The sequence below is a fragment of the Pseudomonas sp. I8001 genome (assembly GCF_013385345.1).
Taxonomy (GTDB): domain Bacteria; phylum Pseudomonadota; class Gammaproteobacteria; order Pseudomonadales; family Pseudomonadaceae; genus Aquipseudomonas.
In genome coordinates, this window is sequence record NZ_JACAQC010000003.1 from 1 (window position 1) to 26,174 (window position 26,174).

The 26,174-nt window shown below is 61.8% G+C and carries 20 protein-coding genes; 7 read left to right on the top strand and 13 right to left on the bottom strand.

The features are described from left to right. Positions 1-142: 142 nt before the first annotated feature. The 6 genes from HX839_RS01215 to HX839_RS01240 are packed head-to-tail and all read right to left on the bottom strand — an operon-like array spanning position 143 to position 7,403. Positions 143-1,540 (bottom strand): sigma-54 dependent transcriptional regulator, encoded by a 1,398-nt coding sequence (locus tag HX839_RS01215; protein ID WP_003216481.1) that lies wholly within the window; start codon positions 1,538-1,540, stop codon positions 143-145. Further along, positions 1,530-3,308 (bottom strand): HAMP domain-containing sensor histidine kinase, encoded by a 1,779-nt coding sequence (locus HX839_RS01220; protein WP_102369840.1) that lies wholly within the window; start codon positions 3,306-3,308, stop codon positions 1,530-1,532. Before HX839_RS01220 ends, HX839_RS01215 begins: the two co-directional genes overlap by 11 nt. Beyond that, positions 3,308-4,432: a GNAT family N-acetyltransferase gene (locus tag HX839_RS01225; RefSeq protein WP_177020514.1), complete on the bottom strand. Its 1,125-nt coding sequence runs from the start codon at positions 4,430-4,432 to the stop codon at positions 3,308-3,310. Before HX839_RS01225 ends, HX839_RS01220 begins: the two co-directional genes overlap by 1 nt. Positions 4,433-4,448: 16 nt before the next feature. Beyond that, the gene (locus HX839_RS01230; RefSeq protein ID WP_003216475.1) at positions 4,449-5,315 is read right to left on the bottom strand and encodes a carboxylesterase; all 867 of its coding nucleotides are present in this window, start codon (positions 5,313-5,315) and stop codon (positions 4,449-4,451) included. Then, positions 5,312-6,706: an aspartate aminotransferase family protein gene (locus HX839_RS01235; RefSeq protein ID WP_003216473.1), complete on the bottom strand. Its 1,395-nt coding sequence runs from the start codon at positions 6,704-6,706 to the stop codon at positions 5,312-5,314. The genes HX839_RS01230 and HX839_RS01235 overlap by 4 nt, the downstream gene beginning before the upstream one ends. After that, complete coding sequence (locus HX839_RS01240; protein WP_008435530.1) at positions 6,699-7,403, bottom strand: MtnX-like HAD-IB family phosphatase; 705 nt, start codon at positions 7,401-7,403, stop codon at positions 6,699-6,701. Before HX839_RS01240 ends, HX839_RS01235 begins: the two co-directional genes overlap by 8 nt. Before the next feature lie 230 nt (positions 7,404-7,633). Between HX839_RS01240 and HX839_RS01245 the strand changes: the two genes are divergently transcribed. Next, positions 7,634-8,404 (top strand): MipA/OmpV family protein, encoded by a 771-nt coding sequence (locus HX839_RS01245; protein WP_177020512.1) that lies wholly within the window; start codon positions 7,634-7,636, stop codon positions 8,402-8,404. Between the two features lie 203 nt (positions 8,405-8,607). Here the strand turns inward: HX839_RS01245 and HX839_RS01250 are convergent, their stop codons facing one another. Both HX839_RS01250 and HX839_RS01255 read right to left on the bottom strand, forming a co-directional pair. Then, positions 8,608-9,261: a DsbA family oxidoreductase gene (locus HX839_RS01250; protein ID WP_003216466.1), complete on the bottom strand. Its 654-nt coding sequence runs from the start codon at positions 9,259-9,261 to the stop codon at positions 8,608-8,610. A 62-nt stretch (positions 9,262-9,323) separates the two neighbouring features. Continuing rightward, positions 9,324-10,343: an alpha/beta fold hydrolase gene (locus HX839_RS01255; protein WP_003216464.1), complete on the bottom strand. Its 1,020-nt coding sequence runs from the start codon at positions 10,341-10,343 to the stop codon at positions 9,324-9,326. A gap of 203 nt (positions 10,344-10,546) precedes the next feature. Here HX839_RS01255 and HX839_RS01260 point away from each other — a divergent pair, with 203 nt between their 5' ends. After that, on the top strand, positions 10,547-16,123 hold the full coding sequence (locus HX839_RS01260) for a dermonecrotic toxin domain-containing protein (RefSeq protein ID WP_177066629.1): 5,577 nt from the start codon (positions 10,547-10,549) through the stop codon (positions 16,121-16,123). Between the two features lie 97 nt (positions 16,124-16,220). Next, the gene (gene metR / locus HX839_RS01265; protein ID WP_003216460.1) at positions 16,221-17,138 is read left to right on the top strand and encodes a transcriptional regulator MetR; all 918 of its coding nucleotides are present in this window, start codon (positions 16,221-16,223) and stop codon (positions 17,136-17,138) included. A gap of 48 nt (positions 17,139-17,186) precedes the next feature. On the opposite strand, the gene HX839_RS01270 is transcribed toward metR, so the two are convergent. The 5 genes from HX839_RS01270 to HX839_RS01290 form a co-directional block, all read right to left on the bottom strand. After that, a complete protein-coding gene (locus HX839_RS01270) occupies positions 17,187-17,597 on the bottom strand; it encodes an NUDIX domain-containing protein (protein ID WP_177066630.1) in 411 nt (136 codons plus the stop codon). 48 nt (positions 17,598-17,645) lie between these two features. Beyond that, positions 17,646-18,992, bottom strand: a complete 1,347-nt coding sequence (locus HX839_RS01275) for an HD domain-containing phosphohydrolase (RefSeq protein ID WP_023659212.1) — start codon at positions 18,990-18,992, stop codon at positions 17,646-17,648. A 182-nt stretch (positions 18,993-19,174) separates the two neighbouring features. Beyond that, entirely contained in the window at positions 19,175-19,447 is a 273-nt protein-coding gene (locus HX839_RS01280) for a type B 50S ribosomal protein L31 (protein ID WP_003216453.1), read from the bottom strand. A 100-nt stretch (positions 19,448-19,547) separates the two neighbouring features. Then, on the bottom strand, positions 19,548-20,873 hold the full coding sequence (locus HX839_RS01285; protein WP_003216451.1) for an APC family permease: 1,326 nt from the start codon (positions 20,871-20,873) through the stop codon (positions 19,548-19,550). A gap of 228 nt (positions 20,874-21,101) precedes the next feature. Beyond that, complete coding sequence (locus HX839_RS01290; protein ID WP_102369845.1) at positions 21,102-21,923, bottom strand: carbon-nitrogen hydrolase family protein; 822 nt, start codon at positions 21,921-21,923, stop codon at positions 21,102-21,104. A gap of 93 nt (positions 21,924-22,016) precedes the next feature. Between HX839_RS01290 and HX839_RS01295 the strand changes: the two genes are divergently transcribed. From HX839_RS01295 to HX839_RS01310, 4 genes are all read left to right on the top strand, one after another. Further along, positions 22,017-22,781 carry a LuxR C-terminal-related transcriptional regulator gene (locus HX839_RS01295; RefSeq protein ID WP_003216446.1) on the top strand — a complete coding sequence of 255 codons (765 nt, stop codon included), beginning with the start codon at positions 22,017-22,019 and terminating at the stop codon, positions 22,779-22,781. A 130-nt stretch (positions 22,782-22,911) separates the two neighbouring features. Further along, positions 22,912-24,531, top strand: a complete 1,620-nt coding sequence (locus HX839_RS01300; RefSeq protein ID WP_003216444.1) for an FMN-binding glutamate synthase family protein — start codon at positions 22,912-22,914, stop codon at positions 24,529-24,531. A gap of 66 nt (positions 24,532-24,597) precedes the next feature. Beyond that, positions 24,598-24,894 (top strand): cupin domain-containing protein, encoded by a 297-nt coding sequence (locus tag HX839_RS01305; protein WP_003216439.1) that lies wholly within the window; start codon positions 24,598-24,600, stop codon positions 24,892-24,894. A 143-nt stretch (positions 24,895-25,037) separates the two neighbouring features. After that, the gene (locus HX839_RS01310; RefSeq protein WP_177066631.1) at positions 25,038-26,162 is read left to right on the top strand and encodes an OpgC family protein; all 1,125 of its coding nucleotides are present in this window, start codon (positions 25,038-25,040) and stop codon (positions 26,160-26,162) included. Positions 26,163-26,174 lie beyond the last annotated feature (12 nt).

Consider the following 26,174-nt stretch of genomic DNA (forward strand, 5'->3'; position numbering starts at 1 on the left):
CGAGTGGTGGGGCAAAGACCTTTTACTTTTGGCTGGGCCGGCATTCCGGGCGTTTGCCAAAAGTGACCCGCTGTAAGAGCGGAACCATAAGTCGCCGTTACCTAAATAACGGATATGCCCCCAAGCAACCGCTCAGCGCCCCCTAGCGAACAATCTTGTCCACCTGAATCCCCAGCTTCTTCAACCGATACCAAAAACTGCGCTCGGAAATCCCGATCTTCTGCGCCGCCGCAGCCTGCACCCCGTTGCTCTCCTGCAACGCAGCCATGATGTAAGCCTTCTCCACCTCAGCCAGCGCCGCATCCAGATCCTGCGGCACACCCGGCCCGTTGCTGAGTATCGCGCCCACCCCGTCCTCAGCCGGCGTCGAAGCAAACAGATACGCCGGCAAATCAATATCCTCGATCACCGGCGTCGCCGCGACAATGGTCGCCCGCTCCACACAGTTCTGCAGCTCACGAATATTGCCCGGCCAGGAATACGCCGCCATGGCCTGCAACGCCTCGGGGCTGAAACCGGTGATGCGTTTGCCCGCCGTGGCACTCAAGGTCTGGGCAAAGTGCCGGGCCAGCGGCGCGATATCTTCCACCCGCTCACGCAAGGCCGGCAGCGGAATCGGAAATACGTTCAAGCGGTAGTAAAGGTCTTCACGAAACTCTTTGTTCGCCACCGCATCCAGCAAATTCTTGTTGGTGGCAGCGATCACTCGCACATCCACCTTGCGCTCGCGCGGGTCACCCACCGGCTCGATCACCCGCTCCTGCAAGGCCCGCAGGATTTTCGCCTGCAACGCCAACGGCATGTCACCCACTTCATCGAGAAACAACGTGCCCTTGTCGGCCTGCATGAAGCGCCCGACCCGATCCGCCACGGCGCCAGTGAAGGCGCCCTTGCGGTGGCCGAACATCTCGCTTTCCAGCAAACCTTCGGGGATTGCCGCGCAGTTGACCGCCACAAACGGCTTGTCGGCGCGGTTGCCGTGCTTGTGGATGGCGCGGGCGACCATCTCCTTGCCGGTGCCGCTTTCGCCCGTCAGCAGCACCGTAGCGTTGCTGTCGCGCACCGAGTCCACGGCGTGCAGCACGCGGCGAAACGCCGGGCTGTCACCCACCAGGCTGTCGAACTGCGCATGTTCATCCAACTCGGCACGCATGCGCGCGTTGTCGCGCATGATGTCGCGGAACTGCAGGGCCTTCGCCACCGTGATGTCCAGCTCGTCGATATCGAAGGGCTTGGCGATATAGTCGTAGGCGCCGTTGCGCATCGACTGCACCGCGTTTTTCACGGTGCTGTAGGCGGTCATCACGATCACCGGCAACTGCGGGTAGCGCACCTTGATTTCCGCCAGCAGCGCCGGCCCGTCCATGCCGGGCATGCGCCAGTCGCTGATCACCAGGTCGATGTCTTCCTGCTCCAGCACCTTGAGCGCGTGCAGACCGTTGCCGGCGGTAAACACCTGGATCCCGCTCTGGCTCAAGGCCGACGAAAGCAAGTCACAGAGCTTGGGTTCGTCGTCAACTACCAATACGTTATGCGTCATCACCATCCTCATCATCGCCGTCGTCTGCACCCTGGGCCGGAATGTACAGGCTGAAGGTGGCGCCGGCATCTGTCTCGCTGACACATTCGATGCTGCCGTCATGACTTTCCATGATCGAGAACACTTTGGCCAGACCCAAGCCCGTGCCCGAGGCCTTGGTGGTGACGAATGGTGTGAAGATCCGCTCGATCATGTCCGGCGCAATGCCCTCGCCGGTATCGCCGATGCTGATCACCGTGTTGCCGCCCACGCTGTGGATGCCCAGGGTCAGGCGCCCGCCTCCGGGCATGGCGTCGATGGCGTTGAGAATCAGGTTCAGGCACGCCTGCTTGAGCTGCTTGGCATCGGCATAAATCGTCGCGCCGGGAGCCGCATCATCAATTTGCGCGTCGATGTTATGGGTCGCAAGCTCAGGCCCGCAGAAGCCGAGGATCTCCTCCACCACCGGGCGTGCCGCCTGCACGGTGCGCAGCGGTGCACTGGGTTTGGCGAAGTCGAGGAATTCGGTGATCAGGTCGTTGATCCGGCTGACTTCGCTGATCACATATTCGAGGTGACGCTTGTCGGTTTCCGGCAAATCGGCGCGGCGATGCAGCAATTGGGTGGCCGTCTTGATAATGCCCAGCGGGTTGCGGATTTCGTGGGCCAGGCCCATCGCGACTTCGCCCAGTGCATGCAGGCGGTCGCGGCGGCGCAGTTGCGCTTCCAGGTGATGCAACTCACCGAGGCGCTCGGTCATGTGGTTGAAGGTGCTGCTCAGTTGCGCCAGCTCGTCGCCGCCGCTGACCGCCACACGATGCTGATAGTTACCCGAGATCACCGCGCTGACGCCTTCGGACAGATCCCGCAATGGCCGGGTCAGGCGCTGGGACACCAGCATGCCCGCACCAAGGGACAACGCCGAGCTGAGCAGGAAGATCAACACGAACAGATTGCTCTGGTTCACCAGGCCCACCAGGCTGGTATGGCGCAGCAAGCCACTGAAGATCACCCCTTGCAGCTCGCCGGCATCGTTGAAGATCGGCCAGTACAAACCGCTGTAGTTGTTGGTGAACTGTTCGCTGGGCTGCTTGGTGCTGCGCAGCGCAGATTCGATACTCGAAGGAATCCGCGCGGGGTGATCGACAAAGCGCTGGGTGGAGAAAATCTCCGAAAACCCGCTGGGGTTGGCCAGGTACAAGCGCAGGTCGAGGGAATGCACATCGGCCACACTGGTCAGGAAACTGCTGTCCAGATAAGTGGCCACCAGCAGTTGATAATCGACGCCGTCCTCGCTGGTCTCGAAGGTGGACACCACAACCCCGGTGGTCACGCCACCCACTTCGACCGTCTGCAACACCGCATTACTGGCCAGGTTGATTTGCTTGACGATGTCGTCGGCGGCGGTGGTAAACACGATTTTGTGGTCACTGCTGCGGATCAGCGCGACCACGTCGATGTCGGTGGCGGCGGCAATATCAGCGGTCAGCTTGTCGTGTTTCTCGGCCTGGCGCGACGACGGCGGTTTGGTATAGCGCAGGAACAGTTGGGCAACCCGGGCGTTGTCGTGGAGGATGTCGCCGATCTCGTCCTTGACGATCTTGGTCGACTCCTGCAGCCAGATGCGCACGTTGCTGTCGAAGATCTGCGACAACGTCGTGGCGGCCAGCTCCGCCGCGATCATCGTCGGAATTACCGTCACCAGCCAGAACGCCAACACCAGCTTGCGCTGGACGCTCCAACGCGAAATGGCAAAGGGGCGGGCTTTTTGGCGGGTCTTGTTGATCATCAGGTTTCGCTTATCGCAGCAGCCATGGCAGGGTCGGATCGATCCGGTCGGAGAAACACTTTTGCAACGAACAGCGCACGGTTGACCAGCCAGTTACGGTGGCGGAAAAACATGCTGTTGCCCTGGAACTCGCAGCCCAGCAGCAACTTGCTGGCATAGCCGGCCTGACCACATTCATATAACGCAATATCGTTGCGAATACAGTAGTCGATGTTGGTTAACCAACTGCGCACCGCCAGGCTGTATTCGCGACTGTAGTTACTGTCTTCGCCGAAAAACTTGTCAATCAGGCGATCCCGGTTAAGCAGGATCAGGTTGAACGCCACCAGTTGCTCGTCCACCCAATAAAGCACACAGACCGCACGTTCCTGCAGCTGTTCAAGGATACCGGTGAAATAGCCTGCCGGCAGTCGCTCGAACTGCAGGTCGGAGCGTTCCAGGGTGGCCTCATACAGCGCCATGATGCGCGGCAGTACGTCGTCGATGTTGCGTCGCCACTCGACACGCGGCCCCGGCGCACGCAGTTTGCGGCGCAGGTCCTTGCGGGTGGCTTTGTCCAGGGAACCGAGGTAGGCGTCCACTGAACCAAAAGGGATCGGCAACAAGGCCGTTGGCAGGCTGGGCATGCTCTGGAAACCCGCGCCAAGGCAGCTGTTTGACCAGCCTTCGTCCCTGGTCGGTGCATCCTTGACCGCCACCAGCCCGACGCCGAACGTATCGGCATCCTGGCGCGCGGCAGCGAGCAATTGCGCAAGCAGAGCCTCGCGCCCTGATTCGGCAACGTGGCTGGCGATGCCCGCATTGCACTGCTCCGCCACCGGCGAGCCGATGGCATACAGGCCCAGCTTCAAAACACCCGGCCACAGTCGCTCCAGGCGCTCGGTAAAGCGCTTGCCTACGCCTGACACGGTGGTGTCCAGGCGATACCGCGTGATGAACGCCGGTGCGACCGCCACCAGCCTTGCATCGTCAAACACCGCGAGGTAGCGCCACTGAAAGTCATCAATAGCGGCGTTTTCCACGGCCACGTAATAGTCCCAATCCTCCAGGGCATCGGGAAAACAGTCGTTCCAGGCACTGCGTTCGATGGCCCGAATGGTCGAAAAGGCTTGGGCGGTGATCACGTCAAATCCTTAGGGTTCAAGCCAGCTGTCGATAATCTTCAGGTGCCTCTGTGGCGTGTGCGTGCTGCCCGACAAACTCGGCACTCAACTCGATCACCCGACGGTATTGCAGGTCGACGGTGATCATGTGGTAGCAGTTGTCCAGCAGGATCTTGGTCACGGGGCCGCCGAGATGGCGTTCCACGTAATCGGCGTTCCAGCGGCTGGTGATGTCATCCTCGATGGAATGCAGCACCAGGGCCGGGGTCTTGATCGATGGCATGAGCTTCTTCACCACGGCATTCATCCAGTGCAACTCGCGCACCGTGACGCCCTCCATGGTCAAGAGACCCGCCTCGCTGCTCTCCCCTTCCTTCATCTGCCGCTCGACGATCGCCCGCAGGCGCTCGTTCTTGATGCCGTAGGGCGGCTTTTCAGTAAAGCGGAACAGGCGCACACCGAAGGGAATACGGATCAGCAAGGGCGTGATGAACGCCATCTTGTTGATGCTCCAGCCGTCGTACTTCAACGTCGTGGAGTACATCAGCAAGCCGGCAACCTGGCCGGGGAACTGCGACGCCACGTACATCGACATCACCGCGCCCATCGACAAGCCGCCGACGAATACCTGCTCGTGGCGCTGTTTCACCGCGACGAACGTCTTGCGCACGCCTTCGTACCAGTCCTGCCAGCCGGTGGCTTGCAGGTCGCTGTTGTCCCCGCAGTGGCCGGCCAGGGTCGGCACGTACACCGTGCAGTTACCGACCTTGGCCAACCCCTGGGCCACCCGACGGAGTTCCGTCGGGGTGCCCGTCAGGCCGTGGATCAACAAGATCCCAATCGGACCGCTACCGAGAACGAAGCCGGCATCACCTTCACCGAGGTCGATCTCGTGGCTGCTCACCGTTTGGTCGCTCGCACAAGCAGTTGCTCGAGCAGCTTCAGGCCCAGGTCGATTTCCGGGTAGCTGATTTCCAGGGACGGTGCCAGGGTGATCACGTTCTTGTAGTAGCCGCCCACGTCGAGGATCAGGCCGAGTTTCTGACCGTCAACCACCATGTCGCCCTTCATGCCTTCCTCGACCATGTAGTCCAGGGTCGCCTTGTCCGGAGTGAAGCCGTCCGGGCCGCAGATTTCGCAGCGCAGTGCCAGGCCCAGGCCGTCGACGTCGCCGATGATCGGGAAGCGCTTTTGCAGCTCTTGCAGGCCGGCCAGGAAGTATTTGCCCTTGGCCATGACCATCGCGCCGTAGTCGACTTCGCTGGTCATCTTGAACATTTCCAGGCCTACCGCGGTGCCCAACGGGTTGGACGCGAAGGTGGAGTGAGTGGAGCCTGGCGGGAAGATCTTAGGGTTGATCAACTCTTCCTTGGCCCAGATGCCGCCCAGCGGGTTCAGGCCGTTGGTCAGCGCCTTGCCGAAGACGATCACGTCCGGCTTGACGTCGAAGTGTTCGATCGACCACAGCTTGCCGGTACGCCAGAAGCCCATCTGGATTTCGTCGACGACCATCAGGATGCCGTGCTGGTCGAGGACCTGCTTGAGCTCGCTGTAGAAGTTCATCGGCGGGATCACGTAGCCGCCGGTGCCCTGGATCGGCTCGACGTAGAAGGCGGCGTATTCGCTCTGGCCGACTTTCGGGTCCCACACACCGTTGTATTCGGTTTCGAACAGACGGGCGAACTGCTGCACGCAGTGGCTGCCGTATTCTTCCTTGGTCATGCCTTTAGGGCCGCGGAAGTGGTACGGGAACGGGATGAAGTTGGCGCGCTCGCCGAAGTGGCCATAGCGACGACGGTAGCGGTAGCTCGAAGTGATCGACGAAGCGCCAAGGGTACGGCCGTGGTAGCCGCCTTCGAAGGCGAACATCAGGCTCTTGCCGTTAGTGGCGTTACGCACCACCTTCAGGGAGTCTTCGATGGACTGCGAACCGCCCACGTTGAAGTGCACACGACCGTCGAGGCCGAATTTTTTCTTGGCGTCGACTGCGATCATTTCCGACAGCTCGATCTTGCCTTTGTGCAGGTACTGGCTGGCGATTTGCGGCAGGGTGTCGATCTGCTGTTTCAGCGCGTTGTTCAGGCGCGGATTGGCGTAACCGAAGTTAACGGCCGAGTACCACATTTGCAGGTCGAGGTAAGCCTGGTCTTCGGTGTCCCACACGTAGGAGCCTTCGCAGCGGCTGAAAATGCGCGGCGGGTCGATGTAGTGAACGGTGTCGCCGTAGGAGCAGTACTTGGCTTCTTTATCCAGAAGAACCTGGTCTTCTGCGGTAGCGATGCGGATATCAGACATGGTGGAAGAGTTCCTGATTGTCGGAAGAGGTGCTGAAGGAGGTGGCGTTGGCGGCGATGCCCTGAGGCAGCTTGGCCAGCAATGCCGGCAGTTCGGCGAAGGTGTCGAACCGCGCGTAAGGGATGTTGTTGGTTTCGCAGTAGTCGGCCAGGCTGGCCTTGGCGAAGACGAAGTCGGCGGTGGAGGCTACGCACATGTCGGACTTGCCGTCGCCGATCACCAGCACGCGCTTGTTGCGCGGCGTGGACTTGCACTTGCAGTTGCCGGAGGCGGCACGGCAGGCGTCGCTGGCATACGGGAAGTCGATGCGCCAGCTGTTCTGGTCGACCTGGCGCAGGCGGTTGGCGAGGATCGGCAGCAAGGTCACGTAGTTGCGCGACAGAATCCGCGCGATGCCTTGTTCGATGCCATCGCTGACCACTTCAATGGAAGCGCCCAGGCCCATGACGTGGTCGACGAAGTCCGGGAAGTCCGGATCGATCTCGACGCTGTCGAAATACGCCAGCAACTCGGCCGGGGTCGCCTTGATCAGCGCCAGTTGACGGCTCAGGCATTCGCGCGAACCGATGTGCCCATCCAGCCATTCCTGCTCGATGGTTTCCCACTCGGGGCCGGCGAAGCGTTGGAGGACGTTGTCGATGACGTCGGTAGGAGTGATAGTCCCGTCGAAGTCACACACGATATGCCAGTGGATCATCTGCATTTACCTATGAAGTAGGAGCGCGCTGTTGCGCTTGCAGAGTGCTAGAGCATGGACTGTGCCAAGTGCTCGCACCCCCTGTTTTCAAAGGGTTTGGCGGGTATTTGCATTTGGTTGTGTCGGAACTGGCTACAATTTTTGTAGCTTGCTACAACCTAGATGAGTGCTTGCCTAAGGTCGGGTGTTTGCGCGTTCATGCGCGCATGTTCACAAAAGGAAATGGCTCCATGTTCAGGGTTACTTTTGCTGTATTCACCGGTTTGCTGGGGCTGTGGGGCGTTTGCGGCGCTGCGCTGGCGGACGGAATTACCGGCGAGGTCGGCGCAGGCGTCAGCTATCAGCCCCATGATCCGACGGGCAGCCGCTACGAAACGCGGCCGATCCCGTATTTCGATCTGGATTGGGGGAGTGTCAGCCTGGGTACCGACGATGGGCTGACCTGGAGTGCCCTGAATACCCATGGCTTTACTGCCGGGCCTTACATCAACTACTTGCCGGGGCGGACGGCCAATGGGTCGCTGCGGGGCTTGCGTGATGTTTCGGATATGGCCGAGGTTGGAGGCTTTATTCAGTACGCTCCGGCTGATTTCTGGCGGGTGTATGCACAGGTGGGTCAGGCCGTGGGCGGGGCGCGTGATCAAAGCGGGGTTGTGGGCAAGCTCGGCGGCGAGTTGGGTTATCCGTTGGGGAGCGGCATTATCGGCAGCACCGGCCTGATGGCGCACTTTGCCGATGCCCGCCAGGCGCAGACGTTTTTCGGGGTGGATGCCAATGAGGCTGCGGCCTCCGGGTTTCGGCCGTATAACGCCAGTGCCGGGTTTCAGAACCTGACGTTGACGCAGAGTTTTGAGTTTCCTTTGGATGCGAAGTGGTCGCTGTTGACCAGTGCCAGTTGGATACACCTGGTGGGGTCAGCGGCCAATAGCAGCATCGTCAAGGAGACCGGGGATGTGAATCAGGGGCAGGTGCAGACTGCCATCAGCTATAAGTTTGATTGAAGCAACAGCAAAATCAAAGGCGGGCACGCTCCAAATGTGGGAGCGGGCTTGCTCGCGAAGGTCGTTAACGATGACTTGGGCCTCCTGATTCAACGCGGCGCCCTCTGGTTCTTCGCGAGCAAGCCCGCTCCCACATAAAGCGGCTCTGCTTTTGCTTCTAACACTCAGGTCGGCTGCTTTTGATTTTTATCTGACAGCCCCATTCAGCCCTTGGCCTCACTGATAATCTGCCGAATCGCCCCGACAAACGCCTCAGCCGGCTGCCCACCACTCACCGCGTACTGATCGTTGAACACGATGGTAGGCACAGAAGTCACCCCGCGAGATACCCACAACTGCTCCTGCTCCCGCACCTCGGCGGCATATTCGTCCGAAGCCAGAATTTCCTCTGCCCGCACACGGTCCAGCCCAACACCCTCGGCAATCCCCGCCAACGTCCCGTGATCAGACGGATCCTGCTGGTCAGTGAAATACGCCTTGAACAATGCTTCCTTGAGGTTGTACTGCAACCCCTCAAGCCCCGCCCAATGCAACAGACGATGGGCATCAAACGTGTTGTAGATACGACTCTGCCCGTCCGTACGAAACGCAAAACCCAACTCCGCCCCCATATCACGAATCCGCGCCCGGTTAGCCTGGGACTGCTCAGCCGTGGAACCGTACTTTTCAGTGATGTGCTCGGTAATGTTCTGCCCTTCGGCAGCCATGTTGGGGTTCAGCTCAAACGGCTGGAAATGAATCTCGGCCTGCACCTCCGGACCCAGTTGGTCCAGGGCCTCGGTCAAGCCACGCAGGCCAATGATGCACCAGGGACACGACACGTCGCTGACGAAATCGATTTTCAGGGGAGTACTCATGACTAGGCAACCTCGCTGGCATTAAACGCCGGAAAGGTCCCACGATACACCCCGTCAAGCCCTTACAAAACCTTCGCAGGCACCACCGGGTCGATCTGCGCCCAATGCGCCGCATCCTGCCGATGCTCTTGCAAGTAGGGCAAGACCGCCGCCAGCAACGGCGCCTTGAACGCCTCCTGGAAACGATGGGCCAGCCCCGGAATCAGCCGCAGCTGGCTGCCCTGGATATGCGCCGCCAGGTGCACCCCATGCATCACCGGCAACAACGGATCGGCCGTGCCATGCACCACCAGCGTCGGCACCCGCAGTTGATTGAGCAACGGCACCCGGCTCGGTTCGGCAAGGATCGCCATGATCTGGCGCTTCACACCGTCAGGGTTGAACGCCCGGTCGTACGACTGCGCCGCCTGCTGCAACAGCACCTTGCGGTCATCCTTCACATAAGGACTGCCCAGCGCCGCCAGCAGGTCGGCCTGTTGTTCCAGGGCCACTTCACGATTGGGCGCGCTGCGGCGCGACAACAGTTGCACCAGCGCCGCACTCGGTGCCGGCAGGCCTTCGGCGCCGGAGCTGGTCATGATCAGCGTCAGGCTTTCCACCCGTTGCGGCGCCATGGCCGCCAGGTGCTGGGCGATCATGCCGCCCATGCTCGCGCCCAGCACGTGGAATTGCTGGATGTGCAAGCCGTCCATCAAGCCCAGTGCGTCGTCCGCCATGTCGGTCAGGGTGTAGGGCGCCGCCACCGGCAGGCCGAGCTTGTAGCGCAGCACTTCAAAGGTCAGGTTGGCGCTGGCCGGTGCCTGGCGCCAGGTGGACAGCCCGACATCACGGTTGTCATAACGAATCACCCGAAAGCCCTGCTCACACAGGGCCACCACCACCTCGTCCGGCCAGTGGATCAACTGCCCGCCCAGGCCCATCACCAGCAGCAAGGCCGGGTCGGAGGCACGACCAATGCTCTGGTAGGCCAGGCTCACCTGTTCCAGATCAACCCGTTCAGTCGGGACATTCACATCACATCGAGAAGCCGCAAAGGACGGCAGGCCGAATAACAGAGCGGCCATGAAAAACAACACGCGCATGAAAAACACCGAAACGCAGAACCCCAGTAGAGCGCGAGTCTGATGAAATTTGTACAAGCGCGCTGCCACAGTTCAGTGACAGTTTGATGAAGGGCGCCCAACGGTCATCCGCGTATCTATCTATCACCTCACGCCCTGGCCCCGCCTTTTTAATGGTGCATTCACCGGCAAGCCCGGTCTCACCAGAGCATGAACACACCATCATGAGTGACCTCACCCTACTTCCCCCGTCTGCCACCCTGAGCGACTTCGCCTCACCGTCGCTTCCAGGCCAGGCCCGCCTCCAGGACCAGAGCCTGTCCCTGCAAGCCTCAGCGCGCTGGCGCGAAAGCCAACAGGAGCTGCATCAACTGATTGCCCAGGCACCCGGCGTGCGCGACTCCATCGAACAACTGCTCACAGAGCATTGGCAACTGGGCGCCGCACCGGTCGGCCTGGGATTTCTCAAGACCGAAGATCACGACGAGCACTTCGTCAGCCTGGTGGATGCCTGGGGATTTATCTGCCAGTTTCCAGACATCTCCCCCACCCTGGATACGCGCAGCACCGTGGTCGGCCTGGCGTCCCACCGCCTGTCAGCCCTCACGCCCGTGCAATTGCTCAAGCGGCTCCAGGCACTGGGCCTGGGGAAACTGCTCAGCGCCCGCTGGGAAAACTATTGGAGTACCCGGGCGCCGGGTACGCCGTTGTCCCGTCGCGAGCGGGCGGCACAACTGTACTGCCAGCATTTCGAGGCCTGCGGGCAATCGGCCTATGCCCAGGGAAGGCTGGGTGCCCAACAACTGATCTCGTTGCAGACAGTGCTCAACCCGGTCACCACCCCCAATGGCGTACGCCCCGTCGAGACCTGCCAGCTGGCGTTGCTGCTGCCCGACCAGAGCAAGGTCAAATTGGCTGGCGCCTGGGTCATCTCCGTGGGCCAGGAGCCGCTGTTGACACAAACCCTGTACCTGCCCTGCCGGCAACCCGGCGTGATGGTCTTCAGCCAACGCCGCGACATGGAGCAGTGGCTGGTCGCAGCGCATCAGCAACTGATCCCGCCGGACGTCGCGGCTGACGCTGTCACCGTCGAATACAGCTCGCGCACCGAACCCCTGGAGCACGGCATTCTGGACCTGCTGTCGCACCTGCACGCGGCTCAGCTGGAAAGCCTGCGCAACCGTCATCGCAATGGCAGTGACCTGGCCCGTTACGCCAGCCATGCCCTGGATGATGCCGACCGCCTGGACAGCCAGCGCCGGGAAATCCCGATGCTTATCGCACCGCATCAACCGGCAGATACGCCCGGCCCGGACGCTGACGACCTGCCTCCTGCCCTGCCCTTCGGCCACCTCAGCGCCGACATTGCCCTGGGCCAACGCTGGGCCGCGATCAGGCTGCAACGCAGCGCACTGGAGCGCTTCCTGGGCGATGGCCCTGAGCAAACCGCCCGGCTGGCGCAGTTGAAGGGTTTGATGCAGGCGCTGAAAGACGCAGAGCAGGCCGGCAATGATGCCGCCAGCGGCCTGCTGGCAAAAAAAGCCGCCTTCGATCAACTTGAGCTGCGGCAAAAACCCAATCCGGACTATGACGCGCTCTACCAGGCGCGGCTCGCCGCCCTGCGCGCCGAGGGCGCCATCCAGCATGCGCTCCAGCAGATCAACGATGAAGAACACGGCCTGCTCCTGGCCGTCACGGAACACCCCGCGGCCCCGGAACGCCGCCCGGCTGTCGCGGTGACCCGCCTGATCCTCTCCAGCCGTGACCCAAGGGAAGGTTCCGAGGAGCTGACAGGCCTGTTGCTCATCACCCAGACCAGCGCGCTGACCTCTTCGGCGCCCCACAGCCTGTTGCTGTACTGGCCCGGCAATGCAGGCGGCCTGCAGCATTTCGAATCCCGCCAAGCCCTGGAACACTCGCTGTTCAAGCTGTCGAGCGAAGCGCAGGACGTCACCCTGCAATTGTCGCTGCTCACCGGCGACCCGATTGAATACTCGTTGCAACAGCAGCTGTACGCCAGCGAACAACAGGCGTATGCGCTGATCTCCCTCTTCCCGGTGCCTCCGTTCGGCCAGGAGCGAACCGAAGGCCTGGACAGACTCAAAGAGCAAACCCTGTTTACCCTGCAAACCCCGGTGTGCCCGGCGCGGGAACTGGCGTATGGACAACTGCTCGAGCAACAACGCAGCAGCACCCTGGCCGGGGCACTGCCTGGGGAGTTGAGCCAGTTGCCGGCAGATGAACGCCTGGCGCTCAAGCACCTGATACACGCGCAGATCAGCGCCCTGCATCGCTCGCAGCAATTGCTCGAACGCGAGCTGGAACCCTTCGACGACTTCGGCCAGCGCCGCCTGGACCAACGCCTGCGCGAAGACTTCCAGCTTGAACACACCTGGTCGGTGCAACTGGACCTGCCCGATACGGTCAGCCAGGAGCGCGAATACCTGTCCGAATACGCGGGCCCGGGTACACCGTTCAAGTATGTGACGGTGCCCAGTACCCGCCGCAGCACCCTGTCATTGTTGCAACTGGCCCAGCAAAACATCGACCCGACGCTGGCCCAGCGCCTGACCTACATGAAGCTCGATGTCTCCGGCCCCAATGCCCCTGAAACCACCCGGCTGACCACCGGCCTGTCCCTGGAATACCTGAAGACCCTGGTCAAGGAGCTGGACCTCGCCGGGGCCTACGAAAGCTTGATCACCCGCACCTTCCTCGGTGATCCCGCGGCGGCGCCTTTCACCACGCAGCACCGTCGCGAATGCCTGGCCGAGCCGCTGCGCCTGATGCTCAAGCTGCAAGGCAAACGCGCCCGGGCCCTGGGGCGATTCGACGACAACGATCTGCGGCTGCTGAACATCGCCATCGACGCCGACAACGCGGATGCCTGGCAGGTGGAAGACAAGAAAATCGTGCTGCTGCCGGCCACCCTGAGTGCGGGCGGTGAAGATACCGACTTCGGTCCGACCACCCTGTCAGGGGTCACCTTCATCCAGGAACAAATCTCCGGCACAACCCTGCTGTACCTGCCAAACAGCCCGGACAACCAGGACCTGCGGCGCTACGCGAGCCTGGAACTGGCCCGCAAGGCGCTCTACGACCTCAGCCTGGTCAGCGGCATGAGCGCCTACCTGGCCGGCCTGGCCATCAAGGGCGACACCGCCGCCCACCTCGCCCGGATCGCTCAGGCCCAGCAACGGAATTTTGATCCGGTCTTTGCCGTCGGAACCCCGTGGCCGGCCACCACATCGCTGGCCGCCCATTTGCTGAACGCCCATATGGGCCGCGTCATAGAAGCGCATCGCGCGACCTCGCGCTCCAACGCGGCCTTGTTGCTGGAGCAGAATGCGCTGCGCGCCGGGCTGATCTTCAACTACCTGAAAATCGCCCTGGGGCTGGTGCCTTTCGTGGGTTCGGTCGTCGCGTTGTATGACGCCTGGTCCAGTGCCAACCTGGCCACTGCTGCGTTCTTGCGCGGGAACGTCGGCCATGGCCTGGCCGAGGTCGAGGCGGTGCTGTTGTCGCTGATCGACTGCGCCATGGACATTCTGCCGGGCAGCCTCGCCCTGCCGGTCAACGCCCGCGCCGCCACGCGCCAGCGTCAATTGCGCCATCTGGCCAGCAGCGCCGCCAGCCTGCACCTGCCCTCGGTCACCCAGGCTCGGCGGGCGGCACAGCGTTTCGCCGGTTATGAATATGAAGGAGTGATCTCGCTGGCCGGGCTGCAACCGCAGACCCACGGTTTTTATCGCAATGTGTACCGGCATACCGAAGGCGACTTCATCATGCGGCGCGGGCGCATCTATCAGGTTGAGCTGGCCGGCGATCCCCTGGACTGGCGCCTGAGCCCGACCCGCAGCAAAACCTACAAGCAGCCGATTGCCCTGGATGAAAACGGCGAATGGGACACTCACTACGGCGTCTACGGCAGCGCATTCAAGGGCGGCCTGGCGGGTGGCGGCAGCGTGCTCGGGCATATGGCCGAAGTGCTTGATCCGATCTGGCCCCAGTCGATCCGTGATTACTTGCCACGCTGGTGGACCGACCGCGCCCTGCGCCGCCAACAGGCGCTGGCCAACAGTATCAACAGCCGCGAAGACCTGATTGCGCTCTCCATTAACCGAACCGAAGAACTGATGGCCCGCACCGACAGCGCAGGCCCGGCGATCCGCAGAGCCTTCGAGCAGGACATCGAGCTGTACAGCCGCCAGTATCAGGAACTGACGGAGTTCGTGCCCTTTACCAGCGGCAACCGCCAGCGCGCGATCAGAGAGGACATGAGCCGCAATGCGGCGCGCCTGACCCTCACCACCCTGAACCGGGCGCGCTATCACTTCAAGCAGATCGAGGCACGGATCCTGGAGCTTGGAACCCATAACATGACCGCCATCAACCCCGAGATTTTCGGCACACCGGCGCTTGTTCCTGCCGTGCTGGACATTCTGCGGCAACGTAAAAGGATCAGTGTCGAGATTCTGCGCAACCTGGACATAATCGATGCCGACTTTCCCCAATTCAATCGCTGGTTCGAACAGGTGACTGACACCGCCCACCGTGCCCGGCTAAGCCCGATGCTGGAACGGTTCCGACACGTGCTTAATGACAACTACCGCATGCACCTGAGGCTGGCGCACCGCTTCGACACCCTTGAGGTATACCCCGAAGTGACCGAACTGTCCTGGTGGTACCTTAGAGCCCAGGCCCGTGACAGCTATGCCAAGGTCAACCGGGCCCAGGCTTCGCATTTTGAATTGCCTAACGCCACTGCCAACATCACACAGCGGCGCAAGGTGCTGGAAGACTGCATACAGGCCTATGAACAATTCCGGCTGACCATCCGCACCTGGAACCTCGGTTACCCCCAGCATTTCGACCAGGCGCAACTCAGTGCGTTTTTCGTCGACATTGACCAGATGATCGAACTCGCCCGCCGGGCCATCAAGGAGTCGCCGGCAAGCCGCCCACCGGCCGGGCAACCTGTACGGCGGGTATTCGACACCGAGGACAATATTTCCCTGGTAGGTACCGAGATCATAGACCCGCAAACCCAGGCCACCACTTACCGGGTCGATAGCGCCAGAGGGCGGTCCGAGACCTGGATCAAGGGCCCCGGCGGCAAGTCCCGGCTCAAGGACAATGCCGCCTCGGAACCCGCGCCGCCGGAGTCCAACGTCAAGCCGTTCGTGGTGAGCGAAGCCAGGGCTCGCCTGGACAACGTCGCGCTGTACGAAAACCGCGCCACCGCCTACACCGAGCAAAAAATGCTGCCGGTGGACCTGGAGCACCTGCTGGTCAGTGAAGCGGCCGAGTTGAACCTGCGGGCCAATCGCCTGGAACGCCTGAACCCCACCGAAGACCTCGTGCGCCAGTTGCGGGCCAAGGCCGCGGAGCTGACCATCAAGGGCCGCAACCTGCGAATCCGCCAGACCCTCGCCAGCAAAACCCCCACCGAAGGCTATCTGGACTACCTTCGCGAACAACGGGTGGTGGAGATTCGCAAGGGCGAACCGGCCCGCAACCTCAATGAAGGCAAGAAAGGACGGGCGGATTTTCTTCAGGAATACGTGATTCAGGACCTGACACAAACGCCGCCCGCCACCCTGTGGTATGCGCACTTTCATTACGACAAGGCCGGGGCGCAGTTCGACGAGTTCATCAAGGCCCACTTGAAGATTCCCGAGCAGCGCAACCTGGGCCTGCAATGGCAAGTCGCCCAGGCGCAAGCCGGGGTCGCGGTGGACCCTATCTGGCGCGGCAATATCGGGCGAGCGCTGGCCACCCGGCACTTTGCCGGGGTGTAAAGGCGGCGGGACTTGCGCACGACGGTCGACACACATAACAACATGAGACAAACTCAACCGATCCGAATTTGTCACAAGTTATATTCATGGAGACCCCGTGCTCGAAATCCGCCATCTCAAGACCCTGCACGCCTTGCGCGAAGCCGACAGCCTGGTGGAGGCCGCTGAGCGCCTGCACCTGACGCAATCAGCACTCTCCCACCAGTTCAAGGAACTGGAAGAGCGCATGGGCATGCAGTTATTCGTGCGCAAGACCAAGCCGCTGCGCTTCACCAGCGCCGGCCTGCGCCTGCTGCAACTGGCGGACGCCACCCTGCCCTTGCTGCGCGGTGCCGAACGCGACATCGCGCGCCTGGCCGGCGGCACGGCCGGGCGTTTGCACATGGCCATCGAGTGCCACAGTTGCTTCCAGTGGTTGATGCCGACCATCGACCAGTTCCGCGATGCCTGGCCGGAAGTCGAGCTGGACCTGGCCTCCGGCTTCGCCTTCGCGCCGCTGCCGGCCCTGGCCCGTGGCGACCTGGACCTGGTGGTGACCTCGGACCCGCTGGAGCTGCCGGGCATCACCTATGTACCGCTGTTCACCTACGAAGCCATGCTCGCCGTGGCCAACCAGCACCCGCTGGCGAACAAGCCGTACATCGTGCCCGAAGACCTGATCAGCGAAACCCTGATCACCTACCCGGTGGAACGGGATCGCCTGGACATCTTCACCCGCTTCCTGGAACCGGCAGATGTAGAACCGGCCCAGGTGCGCACCTCGGAACTGACGGTGATGATGATGCAGTTGGTGGCCAGCGGTCGCGGCGTGTGCGGCATGCCCCATTGGGCGCTGCATGAATACAGCTCCCGGGGGTATGTGAAGGCCAAGCGGCTGGGGGAGAAAGGTTTGTTTGCCACGCTGTACGCCGGGATTCGCGCCGACATGCTGGACGCGCCGTACATGCGTGATTTTCTGCTGACGGCCAAGGACACCTCGTTTTCGACCCTGGACGGCGTCAGCGCCGTTCGCTGACCTGTAGCGGATACCTGTGGCGAGGGAGCTTGCTCCCTCGCCACAAGATCAGGCAGGGATCAGAGAGGCGCGGTAGAACGGCAGAATCAAATCCCGGGTCAGCGGCGCAAGCTGCAAACCGCCGTCGCCCGCCGGGTCGATCCAGCACACCTCTTCAATCTCGGCAGCCGGCATCACCGCCACGTCGATGTGCACCTGGAACAATTCGGCCTGCACCACAAACCCCGGCTCATTCGCCGCCGGCGCCGAGAACTGCCCAAGGTACACAGCCGCCTCCGGATCAACTCGCAGGCCCAGTTCTTCGTGCAGCTCACGGGCCAAAGCCTCTGCGGGTTGCTCGCCGGCATCGATCTTGCCGCCCGGCTGCATGAAGGCCTGGGTGCCGCGCTTGCGTACCAGCAGGGTCTGGCCGTCGCTGCCGATCAGCAGGGCGGCGGCGATGCGAATGGTGGAGGTCATGAAAAGGTCGCCTTGAATACAAAGGCGCAAGGATCCCATGAACCGGTCTCACCCCGAAAGCAGTGCCTCATCCGGCTCCTTGATGAACACGCTGTACTTCGCCCCTTCCATGGCCTCGAACGCAATCAGCTTGTCCACCAGCGGCAGGTTCAACACCTTGCCGGCGTTGAGCAGCAGCATGCCGTTGTCGGCGTTGAGGTTGCGCGCCAGCACCATGCCTTCGGCCAGTTCGCGGGTGGTCAGGACCTTCACCGACGGGTCGCCCAGGGTCACGTCGCTGAGGAACGCGGCGCAGGCCTGGATGAAGTCCTCGACCATGTCCGGGTCGTAAAGGCGCCCGGCGTATTTGCGGATGTAGAGCAGCGCTTCGTCGCTGTTCATCTGCCGCTCAAGGATCAAGCCGCGTTGCAATTCGATGAAGTCCACCGCCAGTTTCAACAGGCGCGAACCTACAGGTATTGCTTCGCCCTTGAGGTGGTCGGGAAAGCCGCTGCCGTCCCAGCGTTCCTGGTGATGGCGGATCAAGCGTGCCGCGTCTTTCATCGGTTCCAGGGTCATCAGCAACGATTCGCTCTGGGCCGGATACGCCCGGTACCGCTCACGGTAGGTGCTGTGCAGCAGGTCGCTGGGAGAGACCATCATGTTGTCGCTCCAACTCAACTTGCCGATGTTGTAGAGCGCGGCGGCCATGGTCAGGTCGCGATTGCTGGCCTCATCCAGGCCGCGGCCGTGGCACCAGGTGCGCACCAGCTCGATGATCTGCCGGTTGGTTTGCTTGGCTCGGGGCAAGCGCAGGTTGGCCAGCAGCGAGAACACTTCGGTGCCGGTGGCGTAGCTGTGTTTGAGTTCTTCGTAGGCCAAGTCGAGCATGTCAGCGGTTTGCTGCAGCTCGCTGGTGCGTGAGGCCACGCGTTTTTCCAGGCTGGCGTTGAGTTGCTTGAGTTCGTCGTTCTGCTGGCGGGTCAATTGCTCCAGGCGCAGGCGCTCACGCTCGGAATGTTGATGGGCCAGGGATTGCCGCAACGCCAGCAGCAGTTCTTCGTCTTTCCAGGGTTTGCTCAGGTAGCGGTAGATCTGCCCTTCGTTGATGGCCTTGATGATCAGCGTCAGGTCGGTTTCACCGGTCAGCAGGATGCGCACGGTGTGCGGGTAATCATGGTGGATCTGCGCAAGCAGGGTGGCGCCGTCCATGTCCGGCAGGCGCGCGGCACTCATCACCAGGTCGACGGGTTGCTGCGCCAGAATCGCCAGCGCGTGAGCGGCGTCGGTGGCGCTGCATAATTCAAAGGGTTCCAGGCGCAGCAACTGCGTCAGGCGGTCCAGCACGTCCGGGTGTGCGTCAATCAACAGCACTACCGGGCGGTCGGGATTTGCGAAGGTCACTGACTCTCCCATGGGGCACCTCGTATAGCGTCGATGTGCGTGTCCTACGGTCAAGGTAACAGCCTCCTGGCCATTACCCAGCAGTTTAGTCGGTTTTTCTTTGCAGTGATGGCCTTGCGACATCACTTCGTCAGATGGGCATAAAAAAGGGCCACTTCATTGAATGAAGCGGCCCTGAGGTAACGCGCGGTGCATCACGCCTCGGCGGTTTTACCGGCCGAACCAAACGACGCAAATCGCTTGTTGAAGCCGGCGATGCGGCCTTCGGACTGGGTCTTGCGCTGTTGGCCGGTGTACACCGGGTGCGAGGCGCTGGACACGTCCAGGAGCACGTAGGGATAGGTGTTGCCGTCGCTGTGTTGTTGCGTACGGTCGGTTTCCACGGTGGAACCGATCAGGAAGAAAACGTCGGCGGCGGTGTCATGGAACAACACGGTGCGGTAGTCGGGGTGGATACCAGGTTTCATAAGGCCTCCGGGGCGTCTGGGTGAACATCAAGTGTTATACAGTAACACAAATGATGCACCCAAACGAGAACCGATTGCAATAAGAATAGATCCCGAGCTTCTATGCGGCTTCCTGAAAGTCCATTTCCGGGGGCTGCCGGGAGAAGCCCCGCGTCAGGAAACCCAGGTACACCAGGCCAATCGCCAACCAGCTCAGGCCCAGGTAAATCGCCAGGTGATCAAGGCTGACCATCAACCACAAATCCGCCACCAGGCCGATGGTCGGGAACACCAGGAACAGCACCAACTCCCGCAAACCGCGCTGCTTGGCACCGATCCAGTAGTGGAAGATCACCGACAGGTTCACCAGGCTGAAAGCCAGGAACGCACCGAAGTTGATGAACGAGGTGGAGGTAGTGACGTCCAGTCTCAACGCCAGTAACGCAACCACCGCGCACAGCAGGATGCTGTTGACCGGCGTACCGAAGCGCGCGTGCAAGGTACCGAAGAACGACTTGGGCAACACCCCGTCGCGCCCCATCGCAAACAGCAACCGCGAACCGCTGGCCTGCGCCGACAGCCCCGAGGCGAACTGGCCGACGATCAGGCCGATCAGGAAGATCGACACAAACAGGTCGCCGCCAATGTTGCGGGCAATCTCGTAGGCGGCAGAATCCACGTCGGTGAACTCAAACGATGGGTGGGCGATCTGCACGAAGTACGACACACCGACGAAGATCAGCCCGCCGATCAGGGTGATCAGCATGATCGCCCGGGGAATCGTGCGGCGCGGGTCGCGGGTTTCTTCGGTCAGGGTGCTGACCGCGTCAAAGCCCAGGAACGAATAGCAGGCGATCGCCGCGCCGCTCATGATCAACGGCATTTGCATCTGGCCGTTGAAGAACGGGGTGATGGTCCACAGCGGCTTGCTCGCATCACCGCCGATGTAGTGGATGCACAGCGCGACGAAGGCGACCAGCACCAGGAACTGCACCAGCATCAGCAAGGCGTTGATGCCGTTGGCGAGTTTCAGGCCGATGATGTTGATCACACTGGTGACCCCGATAAACGCCAGTACCCAGACCCATTGCGGCACGGCCGGGAAGGCCGAATGCAGGTAGGCCGCGCCGATCAGCCAGATGGCCATGGGCAGGAACAGGTAGTCGAGCAACACCGCCCAACCGGCGATAAACCCGAGCTTGGGGCTGATGGCCTTGCGCACATAGCTGTAGGCGGACCCGGCCACCGGGAACGCCGAGGCCATGCGGCCGTAGCTCATGGCGGTAAAGAACATCGCCACCAGGGCGGCCAGGTAAGCGGCCGGGACCATGCCGGCGGTGGATTGCGCCAGGATACCGAAGGTGCCCAGGACAATGATCGGTGTCATATAGGCGATGCCAAACAGCACCACCGACCCTAACGACAGGGTGCGTTGCAAACGAGCCATGAGCGATTCTCCGCGCAATTATTAGATTTATGGCAGAACTGAAGTCGGTGCAGCGAACGCAATAATTTTTATGGTTGAAGCAGCTTTTTGGTGAAATGCAGCTTCTGTGGCGAGGGGGCTTGTCCCCCGTTGGGCTGCGAAGCGGCCCCAGAAAAAGCGGGAGCGCTTCGCACTCCAACGGGGGACAAGCCCCCTCGCCACAACAGCATCCTTGCCACGAGACCCGTGTCAGGGTTTGGGGATCAACAATTCCCGCGTCCCGTCCTCGCGCTCAATCACCTCCCCCGGCAATTTCAAGCGCTGGTCATCCAGGTAGCGATAGTCCTGTCGCGCCGCCGCCAGTTGCCCCAGGTCCAGTTCAACCCTGAACTGCCCTTCCCCGCGCCCGGCTTCAAACAGCAAGCTGCCGAACGGGTCGACCAGCGCACTGCCACCGGCGAACATCAGGCCGTCGTCGCCCTCTTCCACTCGGTTGACCATCAGCGCGAACGCCTGGTTTTCCTGGGCGCGGGCCATGATCGCAGTGCGGTGGGTGGGGCCGTACGGGTCCATGTTGCCGTTGGTGACGATCAACACTTCAGCGCCCAACTGCGCCAGGGCCCGGGCGGTTTCCGGGAATTCGATGTCGTAGCAGATCAACAGGCCGACTCGCACGCCGTTCCACACGCAGGTGGCGTAGCGGTCACCCGGGGTGAAGACGCCGCGGTCCGAGGCCCACAGGTGGGTCTTGCGATAGCGCAGGGCGATGCCGTCCGGGGTGATCATCAAGGTGGTGTTATAGAATTGGCCCGCGTCGCTCTCGGCCATGCCGATGACCACGGCGATGTTGCGCGCACGGGCGGCCTGGATAATCGCCTGCACGGTCGGGCCGTCCACCGGCTCGGCCACCTCGGCCACGGTGCCGGCGGTCGGGAAGCCCATCAGGTGGGTTTCCGGGAATACGACCAATTGGGTATCCGCCGCACACGCAGCAATTGCCGCCAACGCGCGCTCAAGGTTGTAAGCTGTGCCGTTATCGCGGCCTGCCAGCTGGGCAAATTCGACCTTCATGGTTATTCCTTGTTCTTTATCTGTGGCGCAGTATGCGCAGCCGCGAACACTCGGGAAATCACGCAGCCGGGTTAACCCTATGGGGGTAGATGCATGACATTGTCGCTGGAAGACATCGCCTGGCACCGTTCGGTGGGGCAGATGATAGACGCCCTGGACCAGCCGAATTTCTGGACGCAGCTTGTCCGGTTGCTGGACCAATATGTGCCGTTCGACAGTTGGGTGGTGTTGCTGTTCAGCAGCGAGCACAAACCCCTGGTGTTCGCCGAATGCCCGGGCCAGGACGGCGAACCCGACCATCTGTTCCAGGATTACCTTAACGGTTTATACCTGCTCGACCCCTTCTACATCGCCAGCCGCGAACACTCGCGCACCGGGCTGTTTCGCCTGGCCGAAGTGGCCCCGGAGCATTTCGAGCTGACCGAGTATTACCAGCGCTACTTCCGGTTGAACGTGGTGGCCGATGAAATCCAGTTCAATTGCCAGCAACCGGACGGGCGAACCCTATGCCTGTCCCTGGGCTCCAAACAGCGCTTTGACCCACAGCAGATTGCCCTGCTGTCGCTGATTCAACCGTGGGTACTGGGCTTGCTGCGCCAGCGCCTGCCCCATGAACTCAACCAGGTGAGCGCTCCGGAGCAGCCGATCCACAACGATGGCTGGGGCGCGCAACTCACCGCGCGGGAGCTGGATGTGGGCCGTTTGATGCTCAGTGGTTGCTCCAGCAAGGAAATCGCTCGTAAGCTGGAAATCTCTGTTGAAACCGTGAAAGTCCATAAGAAACACATGTACAGCAAGCTGGGGATCAAATCCCAGTCGGAGCTGTTCTCGATTTTTCTGCAGGCGCAAAACGCCTGATCGAGCCCTGTAGGAGCGAGCTTGCTCGCGAAAAACGTCAATGCACCGCGGTCATCCAGACAACCGCGCTATCGTTAACGACCTTCGCGAGCAAGCTCGCTCCTACAGGATAAAAACTAAGGAACCCTGTATGAGCCTGTCCTTGTTAAGCCGTTACGCGTTCTTTGCCGTCTGCGTCATTTTCACCCTCGCCAGCATGCCGTTTATCGAACACGAATGGCTGTGGCCGATCGCCGTGGTCACCGGCATCCTTAGCCTGATCGGCATTTTCGACCTGCTGCAAAGCCCCCACGCGGTGCGCCGCAACTACCCGATCCTGGGCAATATCCGTTACCTGGTGGAAGGCATCCGTCCGGAAATCCGCCAGTACCTGCTGGAATCCGACAGCGACGCCCTGCCCTTCTCCCGGGCCCAGCGCTCGCTGGTCTATTCCCGCGCCAAGAATGAAAGTGCCGACAAACCCTTCGGCACGCTGATCGACGTGTACCAGTCGGGCTTTGAGTTTATCGGCCACTCCATGCGCCCCGCGCCGCTGAGCGACCCCAGCGCGTTTCGCGTGATCGTCGGCGGCCCGCAATGCAAGCAGCCCTACTCGGCCTCGGTGTTCAACATCTCGGCCATGAGCTTCGGTTCGCTGAGCGCCAACGCGATTCGCGCGCTCAACCAGGGGGCCAAGCTCGGCAACTTCGCCCATGACACCGGTGAAGGCAGCATCAGCCCCTATCACCGGGAAAACGGCGGCGACCTGACCTGGGAGCTCGGCAGCGGCTACTTCGGCTGCCGCACCAGCGCCGGCCTTTTCGACCCGGAACGCTTCGCCGTGCAGGCGCAGAACCCGCAAGTGCGGATGATCGAAATCAAGATGAGCCAGGGCGCCAAACCGGGCCACGGCGGGATCCTGCCCAAGCACAAGGTGACCCAGGAAATCGCCGACACCCGCGGCATCATGATGGGCGAGGACTGCATCTCGCCGTCGCGCCACAGCGCGTTTTCCACTCCTATCGAAATGATGCACTTCATCGCCCAGCTGCGTGAACTGTCGGGCGGCAAACCGGTGGGCTTCAAGTTCTGCCTGGGCCACCCGTGGGAATTCATGGGCATCGCCAAGGCCATGCTCGAAACCGGCATCCTCCCGGACTTTATCGTGGTGGACGGCAAGGAAGGCGGCACCGGCGCCGCGCCGGTGGAGTTCACCGACCACATCGGCGTGCCGCTGCGTGAAGGCTTGTTGTTCGTGCACAACACCCTGGTGGGCTTGAACCTGCGGGACAAGATCAAGCTCGGCGCCAGCGGCAAGATCGTCAGCGCGTTCGACATCGCCAGCGTCCTGGCCATCGGTGCCGACTGGGCCAACTCGGCGCGGGGCTTCATGTTCGCCATCGGCTGTATCCAGTCGCAAAGCTGCCACACCAACAAATGCCCCACCGGGGTGGCCACCCAGGACCCGTTGCGCCAGCGCGCACTGGTGGTGCCGGACAAGGCCCAGCGCGTGTTCAACTTCCACCGCAACACGTTGAAGGCCCTGGCCGAAATGCTCGCTGCCGCCGGTCTCGACCACCCTTCGCAACTGTCGGCCAAGCACCTGGTGCGGCGCATGTCGGCCACCGAGATCAAGTTGTTTTCGCAGCTGCATGTGTTCCTGAAACCTGGCGAATTGCTCACCGGCGAAGTGAACGGCGAGTTTTATTCGCGCATGTGGCAGATGGCGCGGGCGGACAGTTTTGAGCCGAATGAAATCGCCGCAGCCTGAGCCCGCACTGAACAACCCCGCTGAACCGGACCACCGAACGGCATCGTTGAAACAAGGAGCTTCACCATGCCGTTACTCGACTTCACCGCCCTTGCCGCCCAACTGCCGGACACCTGGAAATCCACCCGCGTGGGCCAGGTCGGCCCGGCGCGGATCAAGGTGCTGCGCATGGATGCACAGGCTTATGAAGAAGAAACCCACGACTACAACGAAGGGCTGTTGGTGATCGACGGCCTTTTGCGCCTGTCTATTGGCGAGGAGGCCATCGACGTCGGCGCCGGTCAGATGTATTTGGTTGAAGCCGGCATCGCCCACGCGGTACTCGCCGGCAGCCAAGGCACGCTGGTGATCATCGACGTTTAAACAAAGCGATGAGACATTCAGCAAAAAACTCAGCTTTGCAATTGCTTACAAATACCGCCAACCTGCGCCCGCCCGACGTACGGCTCGACTGAAGCCGTCGTCCACTTGTCATTACTAAACCCCTTGTTCAAGAGCCCGCTGCCATGTTGAACGGACGCGACCCGCGCATCGATTTTTTTCGGGGCCTGGCGTTGATCTTTATTTTCTGGGATCACGTGCCCCACAACCCTCTGGGCCAGATCACCCTGCGCAACTTCGGTTTCAGCGACGCGGCGGAGGTCTTCGTGTTCCTGGCCGGTTATGCGGCCGTGCTGGCCTACGGCAAGATCCTGCAGCGCGACGGTTATCTGATCGCCTGCGTGAAGATCTGGCGGCGCACCTGGGTGCTGTACGTGGTGCACATCTTCCTGCTGGCGATGCTGATGGGCATCGTGTTCTTCGCCAACAGCCATGTGGAAACCCGCGACCTCGTTGAAGAGATGGGCCTGACGCACTTCGTCACCCATCCCCAGCAAGCCCTGGTGGATGAACTGCTGTTGCGCTTCAAACCCAACCTGATGGACCCGTTGCCGCTGTACATCGTGCTGCTGGGTTGCCTGCCGCTGGTGTTGCCGTTGCTGTTGCGCAAGACCTGGGCGGTGGTGGCTGTTTCGCTGGCGGTGTACTTGCTGGCGCCGCACCTGGGCTGGAACCTGGCGGCGATTGCCGACGGCGTGTGGTACTTCAACCCGGTGACCTGGCAGTTGCTGTTTGTGCTGGGCGGCGCGGCGGCGATTCATGCCGGGCAACCCCGCCCTGTCGAGACTCGGCGCCTGTTGCGTCAGCCGTTGTTCGTCGCTGCGGCGGTGTATGCGCTGTTGGCGGGGGTTCTCACGCTCTCGTGGCGCTGGCCGGAAATCCACGACGCGCTGATGCCGTCGGCGCTCAGTGACCTGCTGTACCCCATCAGCAAGACCGACCTGTCGCCCGTGCGTTTGCTGCACTTCCTGGCCCTGGCCTATGTCACCGCCAAGCTGTTGCCTGGCCACGCCTGGACGCAAAACTGGCTGGCGCAGCAAACCTGCCGCATGGGCCGCTACTCCCTGGAGGTGTTCTGCCTGGGGGTGCTGCTGGCACCGCTGGCGGACATGATCAATGCGATCACCGGCGATGCCTTCGCCATGCAAATCTTCACCGCATTGGTAGGCGCCGGGCTGATGGCGCTGCTGGGGGCCTGGCTGGATTTGAACAAGCGGCTCACCCAACCGGCGCCTCCCGCCACCGCCTGAAAAACAAAAAGC

Coding starts and splice junctions, on each gene's coding strand:
- HX839_RS01215 (WP_003216481.1), bottom strand. CDS start 1,540: ATGACGCATAACGTATTGGTAGTTGACGACGAACCCAAGCTCTGTGAC.
- HX839_RS01220 (WP_102369840.1), bottom strand. CDS start 3,308: ATGATCAACAAGACCCGCCAAAAAGCCCGCCCCTTTGCCATTTCGCGT.
- HX839_RS01235 (WP_003216473.1), bottom strand. CDS start 6,706: ATGTCTGATATCCGCATCGCTACCGCAGAAGACCAGGTTCTTCTGGAT.
- HX839_RS01240 (WP_008435530.1), bottom strand. CDS start 7,403: ATGATCCACTGGCATATCGTGTGTGACTTCGACGGGACTATCACTCCT.
- HX839_RS01245 (WP_177020512.1), top strand. CDS start 7,634: ATGTTCAGGGTTACTTTTGCTGTATTCACCGGTTTGCTGGGGCTGTGG.
- HX839_RS01250 (WP_003216466.1), bottom strand. CDS start 9,261: ATGAGTACTCCCCTGAAAATCGATTTCGTCAGCGACGTGTCGTGTCCC.
- HX839_RS01255 (WP_003216464.1), bottom strand. CDS start 10,343: ATGCGCGTGTTGTTTTTCATGGCCGCTCTGTTATTCGGCCTGCCGTCC.
- HX839_RS01260 (WP_177066629.1), top strand. CDS start 10,547: ATGAGTGACCTCACCCTACTTCCCCCGTCTGCCACCCTGAGCGACTTC.
- HX839_RS01270 (WP_177066630.1), bottom strand. CDS start 17,597: ATGACCTCCACCATTCGCATCGCCGCCGCCCTGCTGATCGGCAGCGAC.
- HX839_RS01275 (WP_023659212.1), bottom strand. CDS start 18,992: ATGGGAGAGTCAGTGACCTTCGCAAATCCCGACCGCCCGGTAGTGCTG.
- HX839_RS01280 (WP_003216453.1), bottom strand. CDS start 19,447: ATGAAACCTGGTATCCACCCCGACTACCGCACCGTGTTGTTCCATGAC.
- HX839_RS01285 (WP_003216451.1), bottom strand. CDS start 20,873: ATGGCTCGTTTGCAACGCACCCTGTCGTTAGGGTCGGTGGTGCTGTTT.
- HX839_RS01290 (WP_102369845.1), bottom strand. CDS start 21,923: ATGAAGGTCGAATTTGCCCAGCTGGCAGGCCGCGATAACGGCACAGCT.
- HX839_RS01295 (WP_003216446.1), top strand. CDS start 22,017: ATGACATTGTCGCTGGAAGACATCGCCTGGCACCGTTCGGTGGGGCAG.
- HX839_RS01300 (WP_003216444.1), top strand. CDS start 22,912: ATGAGCCTGTCCTTGTTAAGCCGTTACGCGTTCTTTGCCGTCTGCGTC.
- HX839_RS01305 (WP_003216439.1), top strand. CDS start 24,598: ATGCCGTTACTCGACTTCACCGCCCTTGCCGCCCAACTGCCGGACACC.
- HX839_RS01310 (WP_177066631.1), top strand. CDS start 25,038: ATGTTGAACGGACGCGACCCGCGCATCGATTTTTTTCGGGGCCTGGCG.